This is a genomic window from Streptomyces sp. RGM 3693 (genome assembly GCF_050471125.1).
Lineage (GTDB): Bacteria > Actinomycetota > Actinomycetes > Streptomycetales > Streptomycetaceae > Streptomyces.
This window is the reverse complement of the sequence record NZ_JBMPPQ010000003.1, coordinates 1,135,786-1,154,855: the sequence shown is the minus strand read 5'-3', so window position 1 is coordinate 1,154,855 and position 19,070 is coordinate 1,135,786. Positions and strand designations below refer to the sequence as shown.

General features: G+C 72.2%; 14 protein-coding genes. 8 read left to right on the top strand and 6 right to left on the bottom strand.

Features of this window, described 5'->3' with window-relative positions:
- Positions 1–87: 87 nt before the first annotated feature.
- The 7 genes from ACO0M4_RS33410 to ACO0M4_RS33380 all read left to right on the top strand — a co-directional run bounded on the left by ACO0M4_RS33410 (position 88) and on the right by ACO0M4_RS33380 (position 10,723).
- The gene (locus tag ACO0M4_RS33410) at positions 88–1,173 is read left to right on the top strand and encodes an S-(hydroxymethyl)mycothiol dehydrogenase (RefSeq protein WP_430374825.1); all 1,086 of its coding nucleotides are present in this window, start codon (positions 88–90) and stop codon (positions 1,171–1,173) included.
- Positions 1,170–3,632: a GcvT family protein gene (locus ACO0M4_RS33405; protein ID WP_430374824.1), complete on the top strand. Its 2,463-nt coding sequence runs from the start codon at positions 1,170–1,172 to the stop codon at positions 3,630–3,632. Before ACO0M4_RS33410 ends, ACO0M4_RS33405 begins: the two co-directional genes overlap by 4 nt.
- A gap of 49 nt (positions 3,633–3,681) precedes the next feature.
- Positions 3,682–4,869, top strand: coding sequence for an N-methyl-L-tryptophan oxidase (solA, locus tag ACO0M4_RS33400; protein WP_430374823.1), 1,188 nt, complete (start codon positions 3,682–3,684; stop codon positions 4,867–4,869).
- Positions 4,870–4,880: 11 nt separating this feature from the next.
- Positions 4,881–6,041: an aromatic ring-hydroxylating oxygenase subunit alpha gene (locus tag ACO0M4_RS33395; RefSeq protein WP_430374822.1), complete on the top strand. Its 1,161-nt coding sequence runs from the start codon at positions 4,881–4,883 to the stop codon at positions 6,039–6,041.
- Positions 6,034–7,500, top strand: coding sequence for an aldehyde dehydrogenase family protein (locus ACO0M4_RS33390; protein WP_430374821.1), 1,467 nt, complete (start codon positions 6,034–6,036; stop codon positions 7,498–7,500). Before ACO0M4_RS33395 ends, ACO0M4_RS33390 begins: the two co-directional genes overlap by 8 nt.
- A 12-nt stretch (positions 7,501–7,512) precedes the next feature.
- The gene (locus tag ACO0M4_RS33385) at positions 7,513–9,078 is read left to right on the top strand and encodes an APC family permease (protein WP_430374820.1); all 1,566 of its coding nucleotides are present in this window, start codon (positions 7,513–7,515) and stop codon (positions 9,076–9,078) included.
- 61 nt (positions 9,079–9,139) lie between these two features.
- Complete coding sequence (locus ACO0M4_RS33380) at positions 9,140–10,723, top strand: GMC family oxidoreductase (protein ID WP_430374819.1); 1,584 nt, start codon at positions 9,140–9,142, stop codon at positions 10,721–10,723.
- 24 nt (positions 10,724–10,747) lie between these two features.
- Here ACO0M4_RS33380 and ACO0M4_RS33375 read toward each other — a convergent pair whose 3' ends face one another.
- Positions 10,748–12,727, bottom strand: coding sequence for a heavy metal translocating P-type ATPase (locus ACO0M4_RS33375; protein WP_430374818.1), 1,980 nt, complete (start codon positions 12,725–12,727; stop codon positions 10,748–10,750).
- A gap of 107 nt (positions 12,728–12,834) precedes the next feature.
- Here ACO0M4_RS33375 and ACO0M4_RS33370 point away from each other — a divergent pair, with 107 nt between their 5' ends.
- Entirely contained in the window at positions 12,835–13,218 is a 384-nt protein-coding gene (locus ACO0M4_RS33370) for an ArsR/SmtB family transcription factor (RefSeq protein WP_430374817.1), read from the top strand.
- A gap of 50 nt (positions 13,219–13,268) precedes the next feature.
- Here ACO0M4_RS33370 and ACO0M4_RS33365 read toward each other — a convergent pair whose 3' ends face one another.
- The 5 genes from ACO0M4_RS33365 to ACO0M4_RS33345 all read right to left on the bottom strand — a co-directional run bounded on the left by ACO0M4_RS33365 (position 13,269) and on the right by ACO0M4_RS33345 (position 19,062).
- Positions 13,269–14,063, bottom strand: coding sequence for a carbon-nitrogen hydrolase family protein (locus tag ACO0M4_RS33365; RefSeq protein ID WP_430374816.1), 795 nt, complete (start codon positions 14,061–14,063; stop codon positions 13,269–13,271).
- 199 nt (positions 14,064–14,262) lie between these two features.
- Positions 14,263–15,672, bottom strand: coding sequence for an aspartate ammonia-lyase (aspA, locus tag ACO0M4_RS33360; RefSeq protein WP_430374815.1), 1,410 nt, complete (start codon positions 15,670–15,672; stop codon positions 14,263–14,265).
- Between the two features lie 53 nt (positions 15,673–15,725).
- On the bottom strand, positions 15,726–16,826 hold the full coding sequence (locus tag ACO0M4_RS33355; RefSeq protein WP_430374814.1) for an asparaginase: 1,101 nt from the start codon (positions 16,824–16,826) through the stop codon (positions 15,726–15,728).
- A complete protein-coding gene (locus ACO0M4_RS33350) occupies positions 16,823–18,304 on the bottom strand; it encodes an amino acid permease (RefSeq protein ID WP_430374813.1) in 1,482 nt (493 codons plus the stop codon). The genes ACO0M4_RS33355 and ACO0M4_RS33350 overlap by 4 nt, the downstream gene beginning before the upstream one ends.
- Complete coding sequence (locus ACO0M4_RS33345) at positions 18,301–19,062, bottom strand: FadR/GntR family transcriptional regulator (RefSeq protein WP_430374812.1); 762 nt, start codon at positions 19,060–19,062, stop codon at positions 18,301–18,303. Before ACO0M4_RS33345 ends, ACO0M4_RS33350 begins: the two co-directional genes overlap by 4 nt.
- Positions 19,063–19,070: the final 8 nt, after the last annotated feature.

Sequence of the window (19,070 nt, the reverse complement as noted above, 5' to 3'; positions counted from 1 at the left end):
CACCTCTTGACGCTGCCGATACGCCGTTCCCAGTATGTCTCCCATCGCGCAACTAGTCGTGCAGGGCGCAACACTGAGGGGTAGGGCATGCCACACGAAGTCCATGCCGTCGTCGCGGCGAAGAAGGGCGCACCCGTCGGTCCGCAGATGATTCTGGTCCCGGATCCCGGTCCGGGAGAAGTGCTCGTCGACGTCCAAGCCTGCGGCGTCTGCCACACCGATCTGCACTACCGCGAAGGTGCCATCAACGACGCGTTCCCCTTCCTGCTGGGCCACGAAGCGGCCGGCATCGTCGAAGCCGTGGGCGACGGCGTCACCGACCTCGCGCCCGGTGACTACGTGGTGCTCGCCTGGCGGGCACCGTGCGGACAGTGCCGGTCCTGCCGGCGGGGCCGCCCCTGGTACTGCTTCGACTCCCGCAACGCCACCCAGCCGATGACCCTGCTGGACGGCACCCCGCTCAGCCCCGCCCTCGGCATCGGCGCGTTCGCCGAGAAGACCCTGGTCGCCGCCGGACAGGCCGTCAAGGTCGACCCCTCGGCCCGTCCCGAGGCGGCCGGACTGATCGGCTGCGGGGTGATGGCCGGCTACGGTGCCGCCGTCCACACCGGAGCGGTCGGCAGCGGCGACACGGTCGCCGTCATCGGCTGCGGCGGCGTCGGCAACGCCGCCATCGCCGGCGCCTCGATCGCCGGGGCCCGCCGCGTCATCGCCGTCGACATCGACGAACGCAAACTGGACGGCGCCACCCGCTTCGGCGCCACCCACACCGTCAACTCCCGCCGCACCGACCCGGTCGAGGCGGTCCGGGAACTGACCGGCGGGCACGGCGCCGACGTGGTCATCGACGCGGTCGGCCGCCCCGAGACCTACCGCCAGGGCTTCTCCATGCGGGACCTCGCCGGCACCCTGGTCCAGGTCGGGGTGCCCGACCCCGACATGAAGATCGAGCTACCGCTCATCGACCTCTTCTCCCGCGGCGGCGCACTGAAGTCCTCCTGGTACGGCGACTGCCTCCCCAGCCGCGACTTCCCCGTCCTCATCGACCACTACCTCAGCGGCCGGCTCGACCTCGGCGGCTTCGTCACCGAGACCATCGCCCTGGACGACGTGGAGGCCGCCTTCGACAAGATGCGGGACGGCCAGGTGCTGCGCTCGGTGGTGGTCCTGTGACCGGTCCGCTGCGCAACCCCGCCGACGCTCGCGTCGTCATCATCGGAGCCGGCATCGTCGGCTGTTCGCTCGCCGACGAGCTCACTGCCCGCGGCTGGCGCCGGGTCACCGTCCTCGACCAGGGCCCGCTGCCCGCCCCCGGCGGCTCCACCTCGCACGCCCCCGGCCTGGTCTTCCAGACCGGACCGTCCAAGACCATGACCGAGTTCGCCGCCTACACCGTCCGCAAGTTCGGCTCCCTCGACGTGGACGGCCTGCCCTGCTTCAACCCCGTCGGCGGCCTGGAGGTCGCCACCACCGAGGCCCGCTGGGCCGACCTCCACCGCAAGGCCGGCCTCGCCGCCTCCTGGGGCGTCCGCGGCGAACTCATCGACCCCCGGCAGTGCAAGAAGCTCTGGCCGATGCTCGACGAGCGCCTGCTCCACGGCGGCTTCCACACCCCCGACGACGGCCTGGCCCGCGCGCTGCTCGCCTGCCGCGCGCAGCAGGCCCGCGCCGAGAGCCGCGGCGCCCGCTTCCTGGGCCGGCACACCGTCACCGGCATCGAGCGCGCAGCCGGCCGGGTCACCGGCGTCGTCACCGACCGCGGCGCCTTCCCCGCGGACCACGTCGTCTCCGCCGCCGGCTTCTGGGGACCGGTGATCGGCGCCCTCGCCGGAGTGGACGTCCCGCTGCTCCCGTTAGCCCACCAGTACGCGACCACCGCGCCGCTCCCCGAACTCGACGGCGTCAACGACCCACGCACCGAAGCCAGTAGGCCGATCCTCCGCTTCCAGGACCGCGACCTCTACTTCCGCGAGCACACGGACCGCCTCGGGATCGGCTCCTACGCCCACCGGCCGATGCCCGTCGACCCCTACACCCTGCCGGCCTTCGACGACGCCCCCGTCATGCCGTCCGCACTCCCCTTCACCGAGGAGGACTTCGCTCCCAGCTGGCAGGACAGCATCGGCCTGCTGCCGGCACTGGGCGCGTCCCGGGTCGCCGAGGGCTTCAACGGGGTCTTCTCCTTCACCCCCGACGGGATGCCGGTCCTCGGCGAAACCCGCGCCCTGCGCGGCTTCTGGCTCGCCGAGGCGGTCTGGGTCACCCACTCCGCCGGTGTCGCCAAGGCCGTCGCCGAATGGATGACCGACGGCCGGCCCGCCACCGACATCCACGAATGCGACCTCACCCGCTTCGAGGACGCCCAGCGCTCACCCGCCTATACAGAGGAGCGCGGCGCCCAGAACTTCATCGAGGTCTACGACGTCATCCACCCCCTCCAGCCCATGGCGCAACCCCGCCCGCTGCGCACCAGCCCCTTCTACCCGCGCCAGCAGGAACTCGGCGCGTACTTCCTGGAGGCCGGCGGCTGGGAACGTCCCCACTGGTACGAGGCCAACGCCCCGCTCGCCGAAGGGCTCCGGCTCCCCGAACGGGACTCCTGGTCCGCCCGCCACTGGTCGCCGATCGCTGCCGCCGAGGCCGCCGCCACCCGCGAGCGGGTCGCCCTCTACGACATGACCCCGCTGCGCCGCCTGGAGGTCACCGGGCCCGGCGCGCTGGACTTCCTCCAGCGCATGACGACCAATCAGCTGGCCAAGAAGCCCGGCGCGGTGACCTACACCCTCCTCCTCGACGAGGCCGGCGGCATCCGCTCCGACCTCACCGTGGCCCGGCTCGCCCCCGACCGCTTCCAGGTCGGCGCCAACAGCGGAGCCGACCTCGACTGGCTGCTGCGGCACGCGCCGGAGGACGTCGGTGTCCGGGACATCACCTCCGGGACCTGCTGCATCGGCGTCTGGGGCCCGCTCGCCCGGGACCTCGTCCAGCCGTTGACCCGCGACGACTTCTCACACGGCGCGTTCGGCTACTTCAAGGCCAAGCAGACCTACCTGGGCCACGTCCCGGTCACCGCACTGCGCCTGAGCTACGTCGGGGAACTCGGCTGGGAGCTCTACACCACCGCCGACCTGGGGCTCCGGCTCTGGGACACGCTCTGGGAAGCCGGCCGGGAACACGGCGTGATCGCCGCCGGCCGCAGCGCCTTCAACAGCCTCCGCCTGGAGAAGGGCTACCGTTCCTGGGGCCACGACATGACCACCGAACACCACCCCTACGAGGCCGGACTCGCCTTCGCCGTCCGCCCCGCCAAGGGCGACTTCCTCGGCCGGGCCACGCTGACGGGCCTTAGCGAGGAGACCGCCACCCGCAAGCTCACCTGCCTCACCCTCGACGACCCCGCCGCCAACGTCCTCGGCAAGGAGCCGGTCTACGTCGACGGCGCCCCGGCCGGCTACGTCACCTCCGCCGCCTACGGCTACACCCTGGGCCGGGGCATCGCCTACGCCTGGCTGCCGGCCGCCGCGGCGGTCCCCGGCACCGCCGTCCACATCGAGTACTTCGGGGAGAAGGTCGCCGCGACCGTCGCCCAGGAACCGCTCTTCGACCCGGAGATGGCGCGCCTCCGCCGGTAGGCCGGCGCCCACCCGTCACCGACCGCCCGTCTGACGAAGGAGCGACCGCATGGCTCCCACCTACGACGTCATCGTCCTCGGCCTCGGCGGGATGGGCAGCGCCGCCGCCCACCACCTCGCCGCCCGCGGCGCCCGGGTCCTGGGCCTGGAGAAGTTCGGCCCGGTCCACAACCGGGGCTCCAGCCACGGCGGTTCCCGGATCACCCGCCAGTCCTACTTCGAGGACCCCGCCTACGTCCCGCTGCTGATGCGCTCCTACGAGCTCTACGACAAGTTGGAGCGCGACACCGGCCGGCAGATCGCCACCCTCTGCGGCGGCGTGATGGTCGGCCGCCCCGACAGCCGCACCGTGCACGGCAGCCTGGCCTCCGCCAGGCAGTGGGACCTCCCGCACGAGATGCTCGACGCCCAGGAGGTCCGCCGCCGCTTCCCCACCCTCACCCCCGCCCCCGACGAGGTGGCCCTCTACGAGGCGCGCGCCGGATTCGTCCGCCCGGAGAACACCGTCGCCGCCCATGTCCAACTGGCCACCCAGGGCGGCGCCGACCTGCACTTCGAGGAGCCGGTGACCCGCTGGGAGGAACTGCCCGGCGGCGCCGGGGTCCGCGTACACACCCACGAGAACACCTACACCGCCGGCCAGTTGGTGATCTGCCCCGGTGCCTGGGCGCCCCAACTGCTCGCCGACCTCGGCGTGCCGGTCACCATCGAGCGACAGATCATGTACTGGTTCGCCCCCGACGGTGGCACCGCACCCTTCGTCCCCGCCCGTCACCCCATCTACATCTGGGAGGACGCCCAGGGCGTCCAGATCTACGGCTTCCCCGCCATCGACGGCCCCGACGGCGGCGCCAAGGTCGCCTTCTTCCGCAAGGGCACCACCTGCACCCCCGAGACCATCGACCGCACCGTGTACGACCACGAGGTGCGCGCCATGGCCGACCAGCTCGGCCCCCGGATCCCCACCCTCCCCGGCCGCTTCCTGAAGGCCGCCACCTGCATGTACTCCAACACCCCCGACGAACACTTCGTGATCACCCGGCATCCGGCGCACCCGGACACCGTCACGGTCGCCTGCGGCTTCTCCGGCCACGGCTTCAAGTTCGTCCCCGTCGTCGGCGAGATCGTCGCCGACCTCGCGCTTACCGGCACCACCGCGCACCCCATCGACCTGTTCGCCCCTTTCCGCCGCTTCGCCGGGGAGCCCCCTGGCCGGCCCGCCGCCCCGGTCGCCTGAGGAGAGCAGCTATGACGACCACATCCGCCGAGACGCAACCGACGGCCCCCGCCCCCGCCGCACCCAGCCTGATCCCCACCCTCCCCGGCCGCGCCTACACCGACCCGGACGTCTTCCGGCAGGAACAGGAGGCGATCTTCGAACGGCTGTGGTTCTGCGCCGTCCGCAGCGCCGACCTCGCCCGGCCCGGCGCCTTCCGCACCGTCCGGGTCGGCCGGGAGAGCGTCCTGATCACCCGCAACCGCGCCGGCGAACTCCGCGCCTTCCTCAACATCTGCCGGCACCGCGGCGCGCAACTGTGCACCGAGGAGTCCGGCGAGCTCCACCGCAACCTCCAGTGCCCCTACCACGCCTGGACCTACGACCTCGACGGCCGCCTGATCGCCGCCCCCAACCTCCAGAAGATGCCGGACATCGACCGGACCGAACGTGGTCTGGTCACCGTCCCGCTGCGGGAGTGGCTCGGCTACGCCTGGGTCTGCCTGGCCGCCGACCCGCCGTCCTTCGAGGACACCGTGATCGGCGCGGCCGTCGAGCGGCTGGGCGACACCGCGGCCATCGACCGCTACCGCACCGAGACCCTGGCCCTGGGCCGCCGCATCAGCTACGACGTGCGGGCCAACTGGAAGCTGATCGTCGAGAACTTCATGGAGTGCTACCACTGCGCCACCATCCACCCCGAACTCACCGACGTCCTCCCGGAGTTCGCGGACGGCTTCGCCGCGCAGTACTACGTGGGGCACGGCGCGGAGTTCGCCGAGGAGGCCCGTGGCTTCACCGTGGACGGCAGCGCCGGCTTCGACCGGCTGCCCGGCATCGACGACAGTCAGGACCGGCGGTACTACGCGGTGACCGTCCGCCCGCAGGTCTTCATCAACCTCGTCCCCGACCACGTCATCCTGCACCGGATGTTCCCGCTCGCCGCCGACCGCACCCTGGTCGAGTGCGACTGGCTGTACCTGCCCGAGGTCGTCGACTCCGGCGCCGACACCGCCAAGTCCGTCGAACTCTTCCACCGCGTCAACACCCAGGACTTCGACGCCTGCGAGCGCACCCAGCCGGCCATGGACTCCCGCGCCTACCGCGACGGCGGGGTGCTGGTGCCCAGCGAGCACCACATCGGTGCGTTCCACGCGTGGGTCACCGGGCAGTTGGCGGGCGGGCGTGGCTGACCTGTTCATCGGCGGGCACTGGCGGTCCGCACGGCACGAACGCACCCGGGAGATCCGCTGCCCCGCCGACGGCAGCCTGGTCGCCGTCGTCGACGAGGGCGACGGCGAGGACACCGTGGAGGCCGTCGCCGCGGCCCGCCGCGCCTTCGACGAGGGCCCCTGGCCGCACACCTCCGGTGCCCGGCGCGGCGACCTGCTGCTCCGGGTCGCCGCCCTCCTCGACCGGGACCGGGCGGCGCTGGCCCGCGCGGAATCCCTCGACACCGGCAAACGACTGGTGGAGAGCGCGACGGACATCGACGACGTGGCCGCCTGCTTCCGCTACTTCGGGCGGCTGGCGGGCACCGACGACGGCCGGGTGGTGGACGCCGGCGATCCGGCGATCGACAGCCGGATCGTGCACGAGCCGATCGGCGTCTGCGCCCTGATCACCCCCTGGAACTACCCGCTCCTGCAGACCGCCTGGAAGGTCGCCCCGGCCCTCGCCGCCGGCAACACCTTCGTCCTCAAACCCAGCGAACTCACCCCGCACACGTCGCTCGGCCTGATGCGGCTGCTCCAGGAGGCCGGGCTGCCGGACGGCGTGGCCAACCTGGTGCTGGGCGCCGGCCCGGAAGCCGGCGCCCCGCTCGCCGACCACCCGGACGTCGACCTGGTCTCGTTCACCGGAGGGCTGCACACCGGCCGCCGGATCATGGCCGCGGCGGCCGGCACCGTCAAACGCGTCGCCCTCGAACTCGGCGGCAAGAACCCCAACATCGTCTTCGCCGACGCCGACTTCGACACCGCCGTCGACCACGCGCTGACCGCCGTCTTCCTGCACTCCGGCCAGGTCTGCTCGGCCGGCGCCCGCCTGTTGGTCCAGGACGGGCTGCACGACCGGTTCGTGGCCGAGGTGGTGCGCCGCGCCCGCGGCATCCGGCTCGGCGGCCCCTTCGATGAGCAGGCCCGCACCGGCCCGCTGATCTCGGCCGCGCACCGCGCCAAGGTCGAGGCGTACGTCGCCGCCGGACTCGCCGAGGGCGCCGTCCTCCGCTGCGGCGGGCAACGCCCCGACGACCCCCGGCTCGCCGACGGCTTCTACTACCTGCCGACCGTCCTGGACGAGTGCCACGGCGCGATGTCCGTCGTCCGTGCGGAGTCCTTCGGTCCGGTCCTCACCGTCGAGCGCTTCCGCACCGAGGACGAGGCGGTACGGCTGGCCAACGACACCGTCTACGGCCTGGCCGGCGCGGTGTGGACCACCGACCAGGCACGGGCCGCCCGGGTTGCCGCGCGGCTCCGCCTGGGTACCGTCTGGATCAACGACTTCCACCCCTACCTCCCGCAGGCGGAGTGGGGCGGCTACAAGCAATCGGGCACGGGGCGGGAACTGGGCCCCGGCGGGCTCGCGGAGTACCGCGAGATCAAGCACGTCTGGCGCAACACCGCGCCCACGGCGCTCCATTGGTTCGACTGAGGAGGACGGCCCTTGACCGCACCCGACGACACCCCATCGGAGGACGACACCGGCCTGGCCGAATTCGGCTATCGCCCCGAACTCCAGCGCTCCCTCGGCAATTTCCACACCTTCGCCGCCGGCATCAGCTACATCTCCATCCTCACCGGCACCTTCCAACTCTTCTACTTCGGCTACGGCCACGGCGGCCCGGCCTACTGGTGGTCCTGGCCAATGGTCTTCGTCGGCCAGCTGATGGTCGCCCTCTCCTTCGCCGAACTGGCCGCCCGCCACCCGGTCGCCGGCTCGGTCTACAACTGGGCGAAGAAGCTGGGCAATCCGCACATCGGCTGGCTGGCCGGCTGGATGATGCTGGTCGCCTCCATCGTCTCGCTGGCCGCGGTGGCCCTCGCCTACCAACTGACGCTCCCTCAGATATCGGCCGCCTTCCAGTTCGTCGGCGACGGCACCGGCACCTACGACACCGCGACCAACGCGGTGCTGCTGGCCGCCGTGCTGATCCTCTTCACCACCCTGGTCAACGCCTTCGGCGTGAAGCTGATGGCCCGGATCAACACCGCCGGGGTCTTCATCGAGCTGATCGCCACCGTCGTCCTCATCGTGCTGTTCGCGGTGCACATCGTGCGCGGCCCGGACGTGCTCCTCCAGACCCACCACACCGGAGCCGGCCAGCACCTCGGCTACTTCGGCGCCTTCCTCACCGCCTCGCTCGCCTCCGCCTACGTGATGTACGGCTTCGACACCGCGGCCTCGCTCGGCGAGGAATCCCTGGACCCCTCGCGCAACGCGCCGCGCGCCATCCTCCGCGCCCTGATCGCCTCGTTCGTGCTCGGCGGACTGATCCTGCTGCTCGGGCTGATGAGCGTCAGCAGCCTGAACGGCAAGGGACTGACCACCGACGGGCTCCAGTACGTGGTCCTGGACGTGCTCGGCGACACCGGCGGCAAGGCGATGCTCTGGTGCGTCCTGATCGCGGTCACGGTCTGCGCGCTGGCCGTGCACACCGCCGCCATCCGGCTCACCTTCGCGATGGCCCGCGACACCAACCTCCCCTTCGCCGCCCGACTCGCCCGGGTCAGTCCGCGCTTCCGCACCCCGGTCCTGCCCGCGGTGATCATCGGGGTGCTCTCGCTGGCCGTCCTGATCCTCAACATCCGCCAGCCGCAGATCTTCTCGGTCGTCACCAGCATCGGCATCATCATGATCTACGCGGCGTACCTGCTGGTCACCGCGCCGATGCTGGTCGCCAGGGTGCGTGGCCGGTGGCGGCCGGCCGGCGGCGGCCGGTTCAGCCTGGGCCGCTGGGGACTGCCGGTCAACGTCGTCGCCGTGCTCTGGGGCGCCGCCATGATCGTCAACCTGGCCTGGCCGCGCGACGCCGTCTACAACGCCGCCCCGCCGCACCACTGGTACCTGCGCTGGGGCGCGGTGCTCTTCGTCGGCCTCGTCGCGGTCGGCGGCTTCGCCTACTACTGGTGCGTCCAGCGCCACCGCACCGGTGTCCTCGCCGACCACGCGGCCCGGCCGGCCACTCCGCCCGGCAGCGACACCCCGGTCACCGTCCCGGCACACGACTGATCCGCCCGCGCTCGGATCCGCCCGCCCCGGATCCGTACGTCCGTAAGGAGGACACCTCCCCATGTCCCACGAAGAGTTCGACGAAGCGTCCGGCGACGAGTTCGATTACGTGATCGTCGGCGGCGGCACCGCGGGGAACGTCGTGGCCGCCCGGCTCAGCGAGGACCCGTCCGTGACCGTCTGCGTACTGGAGGCCGGCCCCTGTGACGTCGGCGACGACAACGTCCTGCGGCTGGACCGCTGGATGGGCCTGCTGGAATCCGGTTACGACTGGGACTACCCCGTCGAACCCCAGGAGAACGGCAACAGCATGATGCGGCACGCCCGCGCCAAGGTGCTCGGCGGCTGCTCCTCGCACAACTCCTGCATCGCCTTCTGGGCCCCCGCCGAAGACCTCGACTCCTGGGCGGAGAACGGCTGTACCGGCTGGTCCGCGGACGACTGCTTCCCGCTCTACCGGCGCCTGGAGAGCAACGACGCGCCCGGTGCTCACCACGGCCGGTCCGGCCCGGTCACCCTGCGCACCCTCAAGGGCGAGGACCCCTGCGGCACCGCCCTGCTGGCCGCCTGCGCCGAACGGGGCATCCCCACCACCCCGTTCAACACCGGCACTACCGTGCTGCGCGGCGCCAACTGGTTCCAGATCAACTCCGACGAGAACAACACCCGCCAGTCCTCCTCCGTCGCCTACCTCCACCCGATCCTCGGCAAGCGCCCCAACCTGGAGGTCCGCACCGGGGTCCGCGCCCGGCACCTGCTGATCGACGCCGCCCGCCGCTGCACCGGCGCCGCCTACCTCGACCCCGACCTGATCCACACCCGCACGGTGACCGCCCGCCGCGAGGTGATCGTCTCCTGCGGCTCGATCGACACCCCCAAACTGCTGATGCTCTCCGGCATCGGGCCCGCCGAGCACCTGCGCGCGACCGGCATCGAGGTCGTGGTCCACTCGCCGGGCGTCGGCGAGAACCTCCAGGACCACCCCGAGGGCGTGATCATGTGGCAGGCCGAGCGGCCGATGGTCACCACCTCCAGCCAGTGGTGGGAGATCGGCGTGTTCTACGACACCGAACCGGGCCTGGACCGACCGGACTTGATGTTCCACTACGGCCAGGTGCCGTTCGACATGAACACCGCCCGGCACGGCTACCCGACGTCCGAGAACGCCTTCTGCCTCACCCCGAACGTCACCCGGGCCCGCTCCCGCGGCACGGTCCGGCTGCGCACCCGCGACTTCCGCGACAAGCCGAAGGTGGACCCCCGCTACTTCACCCACGACCACGACGTCCGGGTGATGACCCGCGGCCTCCGCCTCGCCCGGGAGATCGCCGCCCGACCGGCCCTCGCCGCCTGGGCCGGCGCCGAACTCGCCCCCGGCCCCGACGTCACCACCGACGACGAACTCCTGGACTACATCCGCACCACCCACAACACCGTCTACCACCCGTCCTGCACGGTGAAGATGGGCGCCGACGACGATCCGCTGGCCCCACTGGACGCCCGCCTGCGGGTCAAGGGCGTGCAGGGTCTGCGGGTCGCCGACGGCTCGGTGATGCCGGAACTGGTCAGCGTCAACCCGTGCATCACCACGATGATGATCGGCGAGAAGTGCGCCGACCTGATCAAGGAGGACGCGGTCCGCTGAGCGCCCCGGCCGGGCCGCAGTCCGTCACCCGGCCCGGCCGGCGGCCCGCCGCCACGCCGCCTCGCGCAGCAGCCGCAGCCCGTTGAGGCCCACGATGACCGTCGACCCCTCGTGCCCCAACACGCCGAGCGGCAGCGGTAGTTCACCGACCAGATCCCAGACCACCAGCCCCGAGATGAACACCGAAGCGATCACCAGATTCTGTACCACCAGCTTCCGCGCCGCCCGGGAGAGCGTCACCACCGCCGGCACGGTGGCCAGTTCATCCCGCACGATCACCGCATCCGCGGTCTCCAACGCCAGATCCGACCCGGCCCGCCCCATCGCGACGCCGGTGTGTGCGGCGGCCAGCGCCGGGGCGTCGTTCACGCCGTCGCCCACCACCAGCACCTTCCGTCCGGCCCGCTCCTGCTCCCGGACGGCGGTGACCTTGTCCTGCGGCAGTAGCCCGGCCCGGACGTCGTCGATCCCGGCCTCCGCGGCGAGCCGGGCGGCGGCCCGCGGATTGTCGCCGGTGACCAGCATCGGCGTCTGCCCGGTCAAGGTCCGCAGCGCGCCCACGGTCGCCACCGCGTCCGGCCGTAGCCGGTCCGTGATCCCCAGCACCCCAGCCGGGGCGCCGTCCCGCACCACCAGCACCGTGGTGTGCCCGGACTCCTCCAACTCGTCCACCAGCGCCAGGACTTCACCGTCCACCGGTCCGCCGCCCGCCAGCAGTCGGGTCGGCGCCCCGACCTCGACCAGGACATCGTCGACCCGGGCGCGGACGCCGGTGCCGGGAGTGGCGGCGAAGTCCTCGGCGCCGGGAAGTGCGCCGTCGCGGTCGCGGGCGGCCCGTACGATCGCCCGGGCCAGTGGGTGCTCGCTCGGATGCTCGGCGGCGGCCGCGCAGGTCAGCAGCGCGTCCTGGGACAGTCCGGCGCCGGGCAACGGCCGGATCGCGGTCACCCGGGGCGTGCCCTCGGTCAGCGTTCCGGTCTTGTCCAGCGCGACCGCGTCCACCTGCCCGAGCCGCTCCATCACCACGGCCGACTTGACCAGGACCCCGTGCCGCCCGGCGTTGGCGATGGCTGACAGCAGCGGCGGCATGGTCGCCAGCACCACCGCGCACGGCGAGGCGACGATCATGAACGTCATCGCCCGCAGCAGCGCACCGGTCAACTCCGCCCCCAGCAGCAGCGGAACGGCGAACACCGTCAGGGTGACGGCCACCAGGCCCACCGAGTACCGCTGCTCGACCTTCTCGATGAACAGCTGGGTCGGCGCCTTGGTCTCGGACGCCTCCGCGACCATCGCCACGATCCGCGCGAGGACCGAATCCCCGGCGTCCCGCTCGACCCGGACCCGCAGCGCGCCCAGGCCGTTGAGGGTGCCCGCGAACACCTCGTCGCCGGGCTCCTTGAGGGCCGGCAGCGGCTCACCGGTGATGGTGGCCTGATCGACCTCACTGGCCCCCGCCAGTACCCGGCCGTCCGCGCCGATCCGCTCACCGGGCCGCACCAGGATCGTGTCGCCCACCACCAGATCGGCGGTAGCCACCGTCTCCTCGCCGTCGTCGCCGGTCAGCCGGGTCGCCGTCGCGGGCGCGAGGTCCAGCAGCCCGTGCACCGAGTCCTGGGTCCGGGCGGTGGCCAGCGCCTCCAGGGCGCCGGAGGTGGCGAAGATGACGATCAGCAGCGCACCGTCCATCAGCTGGCCGATCGCCGCCGCCCCGAGCGCCGCGACGATCATCAACAGGTCGACGTCGAGGGTCCGCTCCCTGAGTGCGCAGAGCCCGGCCCAGGCCGGCTCCCAGCCGCCCGCCGCATAGGCGACGGCGTACAGCGGGCTCCAGGACCAGGCGGGGGCGCCGGTGAGCTGGAGCGGCAAGGCGACCAGGAACGCGAGGGTGGCCAGGGCGGCCCAGCGGGCCTCGGCCAGTGCCCATACGCGGGTGCGCCGCGGGGTGGTCCGGGGGGCGGCGGTGACCGGTGGTGGGGGTTGCAGGGTGGTGGCTACAGGCATGACGGAACGACCCTTCGCGGGCAGGAACGGGCGACGCCATCACCGTACAGGAATGAATGAACAACTCTTCATTCATTCTGGTGACCGGGATCCTTAGGATGGCTCTCATGGGCCACGGAATTGATGACAAGAGCAGCGCCACCACCCGCGAACGCCTGGACGCCGTAGGAGCCGCGGACGTCGCCGCCACCCTCCAGGCCCTCTCCACCCCCTCCCGGCTGCGCATCCTCGCCCGTCTCCAGGAGGGACCCTGCTCGGTGGGGGACCTCGCCGCCGCCGTCGGCATGGAACAGTCCGCCTGCTCCCACCAGCTCCGCCTGCTGCGCAACCTCGGCCTGGTCACCGGCGAACGCAACGGCCGCTCGATCGTCTACGCCCTCTACGACCACCACGTCGCCGAACTCCTCGACCAGGCCCTCCACCACGTCGAGCACCTCCGCCTCGGCCTGCGTGACATCCCGTCAACCACCCAGGAACCACTGGCCGGTTGAACGACGCGGGCCCCGGCCGGATCCCTCCGACCGGGGCCCGCGCGGCCCGCCTACAGCCGCCGGTTGTCCAGCACGGCCACCGCCCGCCGGACCCGCTCGGCCTCCGCCGGGTCCACCTCGCCCAGCAACAGCCCCGGCGCACCGCCCAGCCGCGCCCGCACCGTCCCGTCCGGGCCGACCAGCGCACTGTGCCCCACACCGGTCGGCGCCTTGGTGGGCGCCTCCGGATCGACGTCCTGGTCCGGCGCCGCCTGGCCCACCGCCGCCAGCCACACCGTCGCGTCCAGCGCCCGGGCCCGCACCAGCAGGTCCCACTGCTCCCGCTTGCCCGGCCCGGCACCCCACGAAGCCGGCAGTACCGACACCGTCGCCCCGGCGTCCGCGTGGGCCCGGAACAACTCCGGGAACCGCAGGTCGTAGCAGGTCGCCAGGCCCACCCGGACGCCGTCCACGTCGATCGTCACCACCCGCTCGCCGGACGCGACGGTGTCCGACTCGCGGAAGCCGAAGGCGTCATAGAGGTGGATCTTGTCGTAGGACTCCTCCACTCCGGGCCCGGTGGCCAGCAGGGTGTTGGCCACCCGGCCGTCCGGTGCCGGGGTGAACATCCCCGCCACCACGGTCACCCCGGTCTCCCGGGCCACCGCCCGCACCCCCTCGGCCCACGGCCCGTCCAACGGTTCGGCGACCAACCCGAGCGGCGCCCCGAAGCGCACCATCGCCGCCTCCGGCAGCACCGCCAGCCGCGCGCCCTCGGCGGCGGCCCGGCGCACCAGGTCCGCGACCTGCGCGAGGTTCTCCTTCGGTTCGGTCGAAGAGGTCATCTGGCACAGCGCGATACGCATCGGAGCCTTCTCCCGTCGTGTCCGGTCCCGCGGCCCGCGCGGGAATCGTGCGGGCCGCCTTGACCAGGACGGTACGCCGTGCGGCCGCCGCGCCACAGCTTCCCCCCGCCAGGACGCGGAAGCCCGGCCCGCGACGGACGCGGGCCGGGCTTCCGACGGGGAACCGGGGTGACGGGCGGCCGCCTCGGCCCCGGCCGGATCAGGACAGGGTGCCGCTCGCCCCGGCGATCTCCTCCGGGCGGAGCAGTGCGGCGAGCCGCTCCTCGGGCAACAGCCCCCGCTCCAGCACCAGTTCGGCGACCCCGCGCCCGGTGGCGAGGGCTTCCTTGGCGATCGCGGTCGCCGCGGTGTAGCCGATGTGCGGGTTGAGGGCGGTGACCAGACCGATGGAGTTCTGCACGCTCGCCCGCAGGGTCTCCGTGTTGGCGGTGATGCCGGCGACACAGCGCTCCGCGAGGGTGCGGCAGGCCGCTCCCAGGTGGGTGATGCTCTCCGACAGGGAGTGCAGGATGATCGGTTCGAAGGCGTTGAGCTGGAGCTGCCCGGCCTCCGCGGCCATGGTGATGGTGACGTCGTTGCCGATCACCTCGAAGGCGACCTGGTTGACCACCTCCGGGATCACCGGGTTGACCTTCCCCGGCATGATGCTCGAACCGGCCTGCACCGGCGGCAGGTTGATCTCCGCGAGCCCGGCCCGCGGGCCGGAGGAGAGCAGCCGCAGATCGTTGCAGCTCTTGGAGAGCTTGACCGCGATCCGCTTGAGGACGCCGGACAGGTGGACGAACGCCCCGCAGTCCTGGGTGGCCTCCACGAGGTTGGCCGCGGTCACCAGCGGCAGCCCGGTGATCTCCGCCAGATGCCGGCGGGCCACCTCGGCGTAGCCCTTCGGCGCGTTGAGCCCGGTCCCGATGGCGGTGGCACCGAGGTTGATCTCGTGAATGAGGGTGACCGCCTCGGCCAGTCGGCTCTGGTCCTCCTCCAGCATCACCGCGTACGCCGAGAACTCCTGACCCAGCGTCATCGGCACCGCGTCCTGGAGCTGGGTGCGGCCCATCTTCAGGACGTCCCGGAACTCCTCGGCCTTGGCGGCGAACGCCTCGCGCAGCACGGTCATCGCGGCCAGCAGCTCCCGCACCGCGTACACCGTGGCGACCTTAACGGCCGTCGGGTAGACGTCGTTGGTGGACTGGCTGAGGTTGACGTGCTCGTTGGGGTGCAGTCGCGCGTAGTCGCCCTTGGCGTGGCCCAGCAGCTCCAGCGCGCGGTTGGCGATCACCTCGTTGGCGTTCATGTTGGTCGACGTTCCGGCGCCGCCCTGGATCACGTCGACGATGAACTGGTCGTGCAGTCGCCCGTCGCGGATCTCCCGGCAGGCGGCGGCGATCGCGTCGGCCTGCTCCGGGGCGAGGAGGCCGAGGTCGGCGTTGGCGCGGGCGGCGGCCTCCTTGACGGCGGCCAGCGCGTCGATCAGGTGCGGGTATCCGGAGATCGAGGTGCCGGTGATGGGGAAGTTCTCCGAGGCGCGCAGGGTGTGCACGCCCCAGTAGGCGTCGGCGGGTATCTCGCGGTCGCCGAGCAGGTCGTGTTCGCGGCGGTGGCCGGACGTCATGACGGGAGGTTCCTTCGTGCGGTGGGATGAGGGGTGAGGGGGAGGGGGGTGTGTCACGCGGCCGGCTGCCGTGGACGGGGGTGGTCGTCGTAGGGGCGGACGGGCGGCGAAGCGATCGCCCGGAGAAAACCGACCTCCGTCCCGCCGCCCAGGACTGGGGTGGTGGCGAACGGAGCGAGCACCGTGGCGGGCACACCGCAGCGGGCCAGTGCCGCGGCCGTCACCGGCATCCGGGCGCGGTCCGCGCCGTCGGCGATCTTCACGCCGACCGCCCGGCCGTCCGGCAGCGCCGCGATCTGCACGCCCTCGAAACCGTCCTTGGCCAACAGCCCGGGCAGCGCCCGGACCAGCCGGGCGACGTCGCGGTCATGGCCGGAGACCATCTCCGGGTGGCTGCGCACGGCGTGTGCGACCCGGCCCTCGTCGGTGTCCGGGGCGGCGGTGGCCAGCCGGGCCGCGGCCCGGGTCAGACCGAGCAGCGAGACCGCGAACAGCGGTGCGCCGCAGCCGTCGACGGAGACCCGTGCGATGCCCTGCCCGGTGAGCTCCTCCACGGTCGCGGCCAGCTCCCACTGGAGCGGATGCCCGGGGTCGAGGTAGGTGTCCAGCCGCCAGCCGCGGCTGCGCGCCGTTGCCAGCATGGCGGCGTGCTTCCCGGAGCAGTTCTGGGCGAGCCGACTGGGACCCAGACCGCGGGCCAGCCAGGCGTGCCGTTGGGCGGTCCCGTAGGGCAGGTCGGGAACGTTGCCCAGGTCGTCCTCGGTCAGGCCGGCGTCGTGCAGGATGCGCCGGGCGGTCGTCAGGTGACGCTCCTCGCCGGAGTGACTGGCCGCGACCAGGGCCAGCGCCGCGTCGTCCAGCGGCGGCAGCCCGGCCCGCAGCAGACCGACCGCCTGGAGCGGTTTGAGCGCCGAACGGGGGTAGAACGCGGCCTCGGCGTCGCCCTGTTGGTACGCCACGGTGCCGTCCGCCGCCAGCACCACCACCGAACCGTGGTGGACGCCCTCGACGAGACCGTCGCGGACGACCTGGGCGACCGGGACGTGGTGTGGAGTGCGCAGGGGCGGCGGATCACCCGCGGCCCGCCCCGCGACGGCGCCGCCGGAAACCGTGCCGCCGACCGTTTCAGCGGTGGTGCCGTGCCACGTGCTCATGCGCCACTCCCGGGCCCGGGCTCGGCCCCGGCCTGGAGGGCGGCGACCCGGCGGCGGACCAGGAACCAGCCGCCGACCAGCGCGGCCGCGATCACCGGCAACGACAGCACGGTGGTCCGACCGGCGCCACCGTCGGCCCACATCAGCACCAGCACCAGGGCGAGGAAGACCAGCGTCACCAGCTCGGTCCACGGGGAACCGGGCAGTCGGTAGCCGGGGCGGATCAGCTGCCCGGCCCGGGCCTTCCGCCAGAACAACAGATGGCAGATCATGATCATGGCCCAGGTGCTGAGGATGCCGATCGCCGCGAAGTTCAGCACGATCTCGAACGCCTGGCTCGGCACGAGGTAGTTGAGCCCCACTCCCAGCACGCAGAAGCCCGAGGTGAGCAGGATCCCGCCGTACGGCACCTGGCTGCGACTCATCACGCCGGTGAACCGCGGCGCGGACCCGGACAGCGCCATCGAGCGCAGGATGCGCCCGGTGGAGTAGAGACCGGAGTTGAGGCTGGACATCGCGGCGGTGAGCACGACGAGGTTCATCACCCCGCCCGCGGCCGGGACCCCGAGCCGGGAGAGCACGGTGACGAAGGGACTCTCGCCCGACGAGTACGCGTTCCAGGGCAGCAGCATGGTCAGCAGCACCACCGTGCCCACGTAGAACAGGGCCACCCGCCACATGATCGAGTTGATCGCCCGGGGCACCACCTTCGCCGGCTCGGCGGTCTCGCCGGCCGTGACCCCGACCAGTTCCACCGAGGCGTAGGCGAAGACCACCCCCTGGACGACCAGCAGCATCGCCAGCGAACCGGTCGGGAAGAACCCGCCGTTGTCGATGATCAGCGAGGGCCCGGGGGAGTGCCCGTCCACCGGGTGGTGGGTGGCGAGCAGATAGATGCCGATCAGCATGAACAGGGTGAGCGCGCCGACCTTGACGATCGCGAACCAGAACTCCAGCTCACCGAAGATCTTCACCGAGATCAGGTTCACGGTGAGCACCACCGCCAGCGCGATCAGTGCGATCACCCACTGCGGGACGTCGGCGAACATGCCCCAGTAGTGCGTGTAGGTCGCCACCGCGGTGATGTCGGCGATCCCGGTGGTCGCCCAGTTCAGGAAGTACATCCAGCCCGCGACGAACGCCCCCTTCTCGCCGAGGAACTCCCGGGCGTAGGAGACGAACGCGCCGGACGACGGCCGGTACAGCACCAGTTCGCCCAGGGCCCGGACGACGAGGAAGGCGACGACGCCGCACAGCGCGTACGCCAGGGCCAGCGACGGTCCCGCGGTGGCGAGCCGGCCGCCCGCCCCCAGGAACAGGCCGGTCCCGATGGCGCCGCCGATGGCGATCATGTTGATGTGCCGGGAGGTGAGCGACTTGCGGTAGCCGGCGTCGCCGGCGTCCACGTGCCCGCCACCCGTAGGAGGCCGCCGCTCCGCGCCCGATGGATCCGTCTCGCGTACCGAGGGCTCGTTCATCCGCGCTCCTCGCCTTCGGTGCCGTCCGTGGTGGGGGCCGCACGGTGCGCCGTCCCGACGATGGTGGACAGCGTCGACTCGACCCGCGCGAGGTGGTGCTGCATCGCTTCGACGGCGTCCTGCTCGGAGCTGTCGGCGAGGGCCTCCACGATGGCCCGGTGCTCCCGGTTCGCCTGCTCGCGGCGCCCGCCGACGTCGTTGAGGAACGCCGACTGACGGGCCAGGGCGTCCCGGATCTCCTCGATCACCCGCCGGAAGACCGGGTTCCGGGCAGCCTCGGCGACCGTCAGGTGGAAGAGCGTGTCCATGGCGACCCAGGCGGTGGTGTCGGTCTCCCGCTCCATCCGCTCCAGGAGGTGGGTCAGGTGGTCGAGGTCCTCCGGCGTCCGACGCACCGCCGCGTACCCGGCGACCGGGACCTCGACGTGGCGACGGACCTCCAGCAGGTCACTGGCCGTGTAGTCGCCGAAGGTCGGATCGGCCACCGCGCCGTCCGAGACGACGAAGGTGCCCTTGCCCGTGCGGGAGACGGTGAGCCCCATCGTCTGGAGCGCGCGGAGCGCCTCGCGGAGCACCGGCCGGCTGACTTCGAGGCGGCGGCACAGCTCGGCTTCGGAGGGGAGCTTGTCCCCGACGGCGTAGTCGCCCCGCTCGATTGCTCCGCGCAGATGGCTCAGCACGGCCTCCATCGCGCTCACGCGGCGGGGGACGGGGGCGGAGGGTATGTCGCCAGCTGTCTGGCTGTCTGACAGGTTCACCCGGGGAT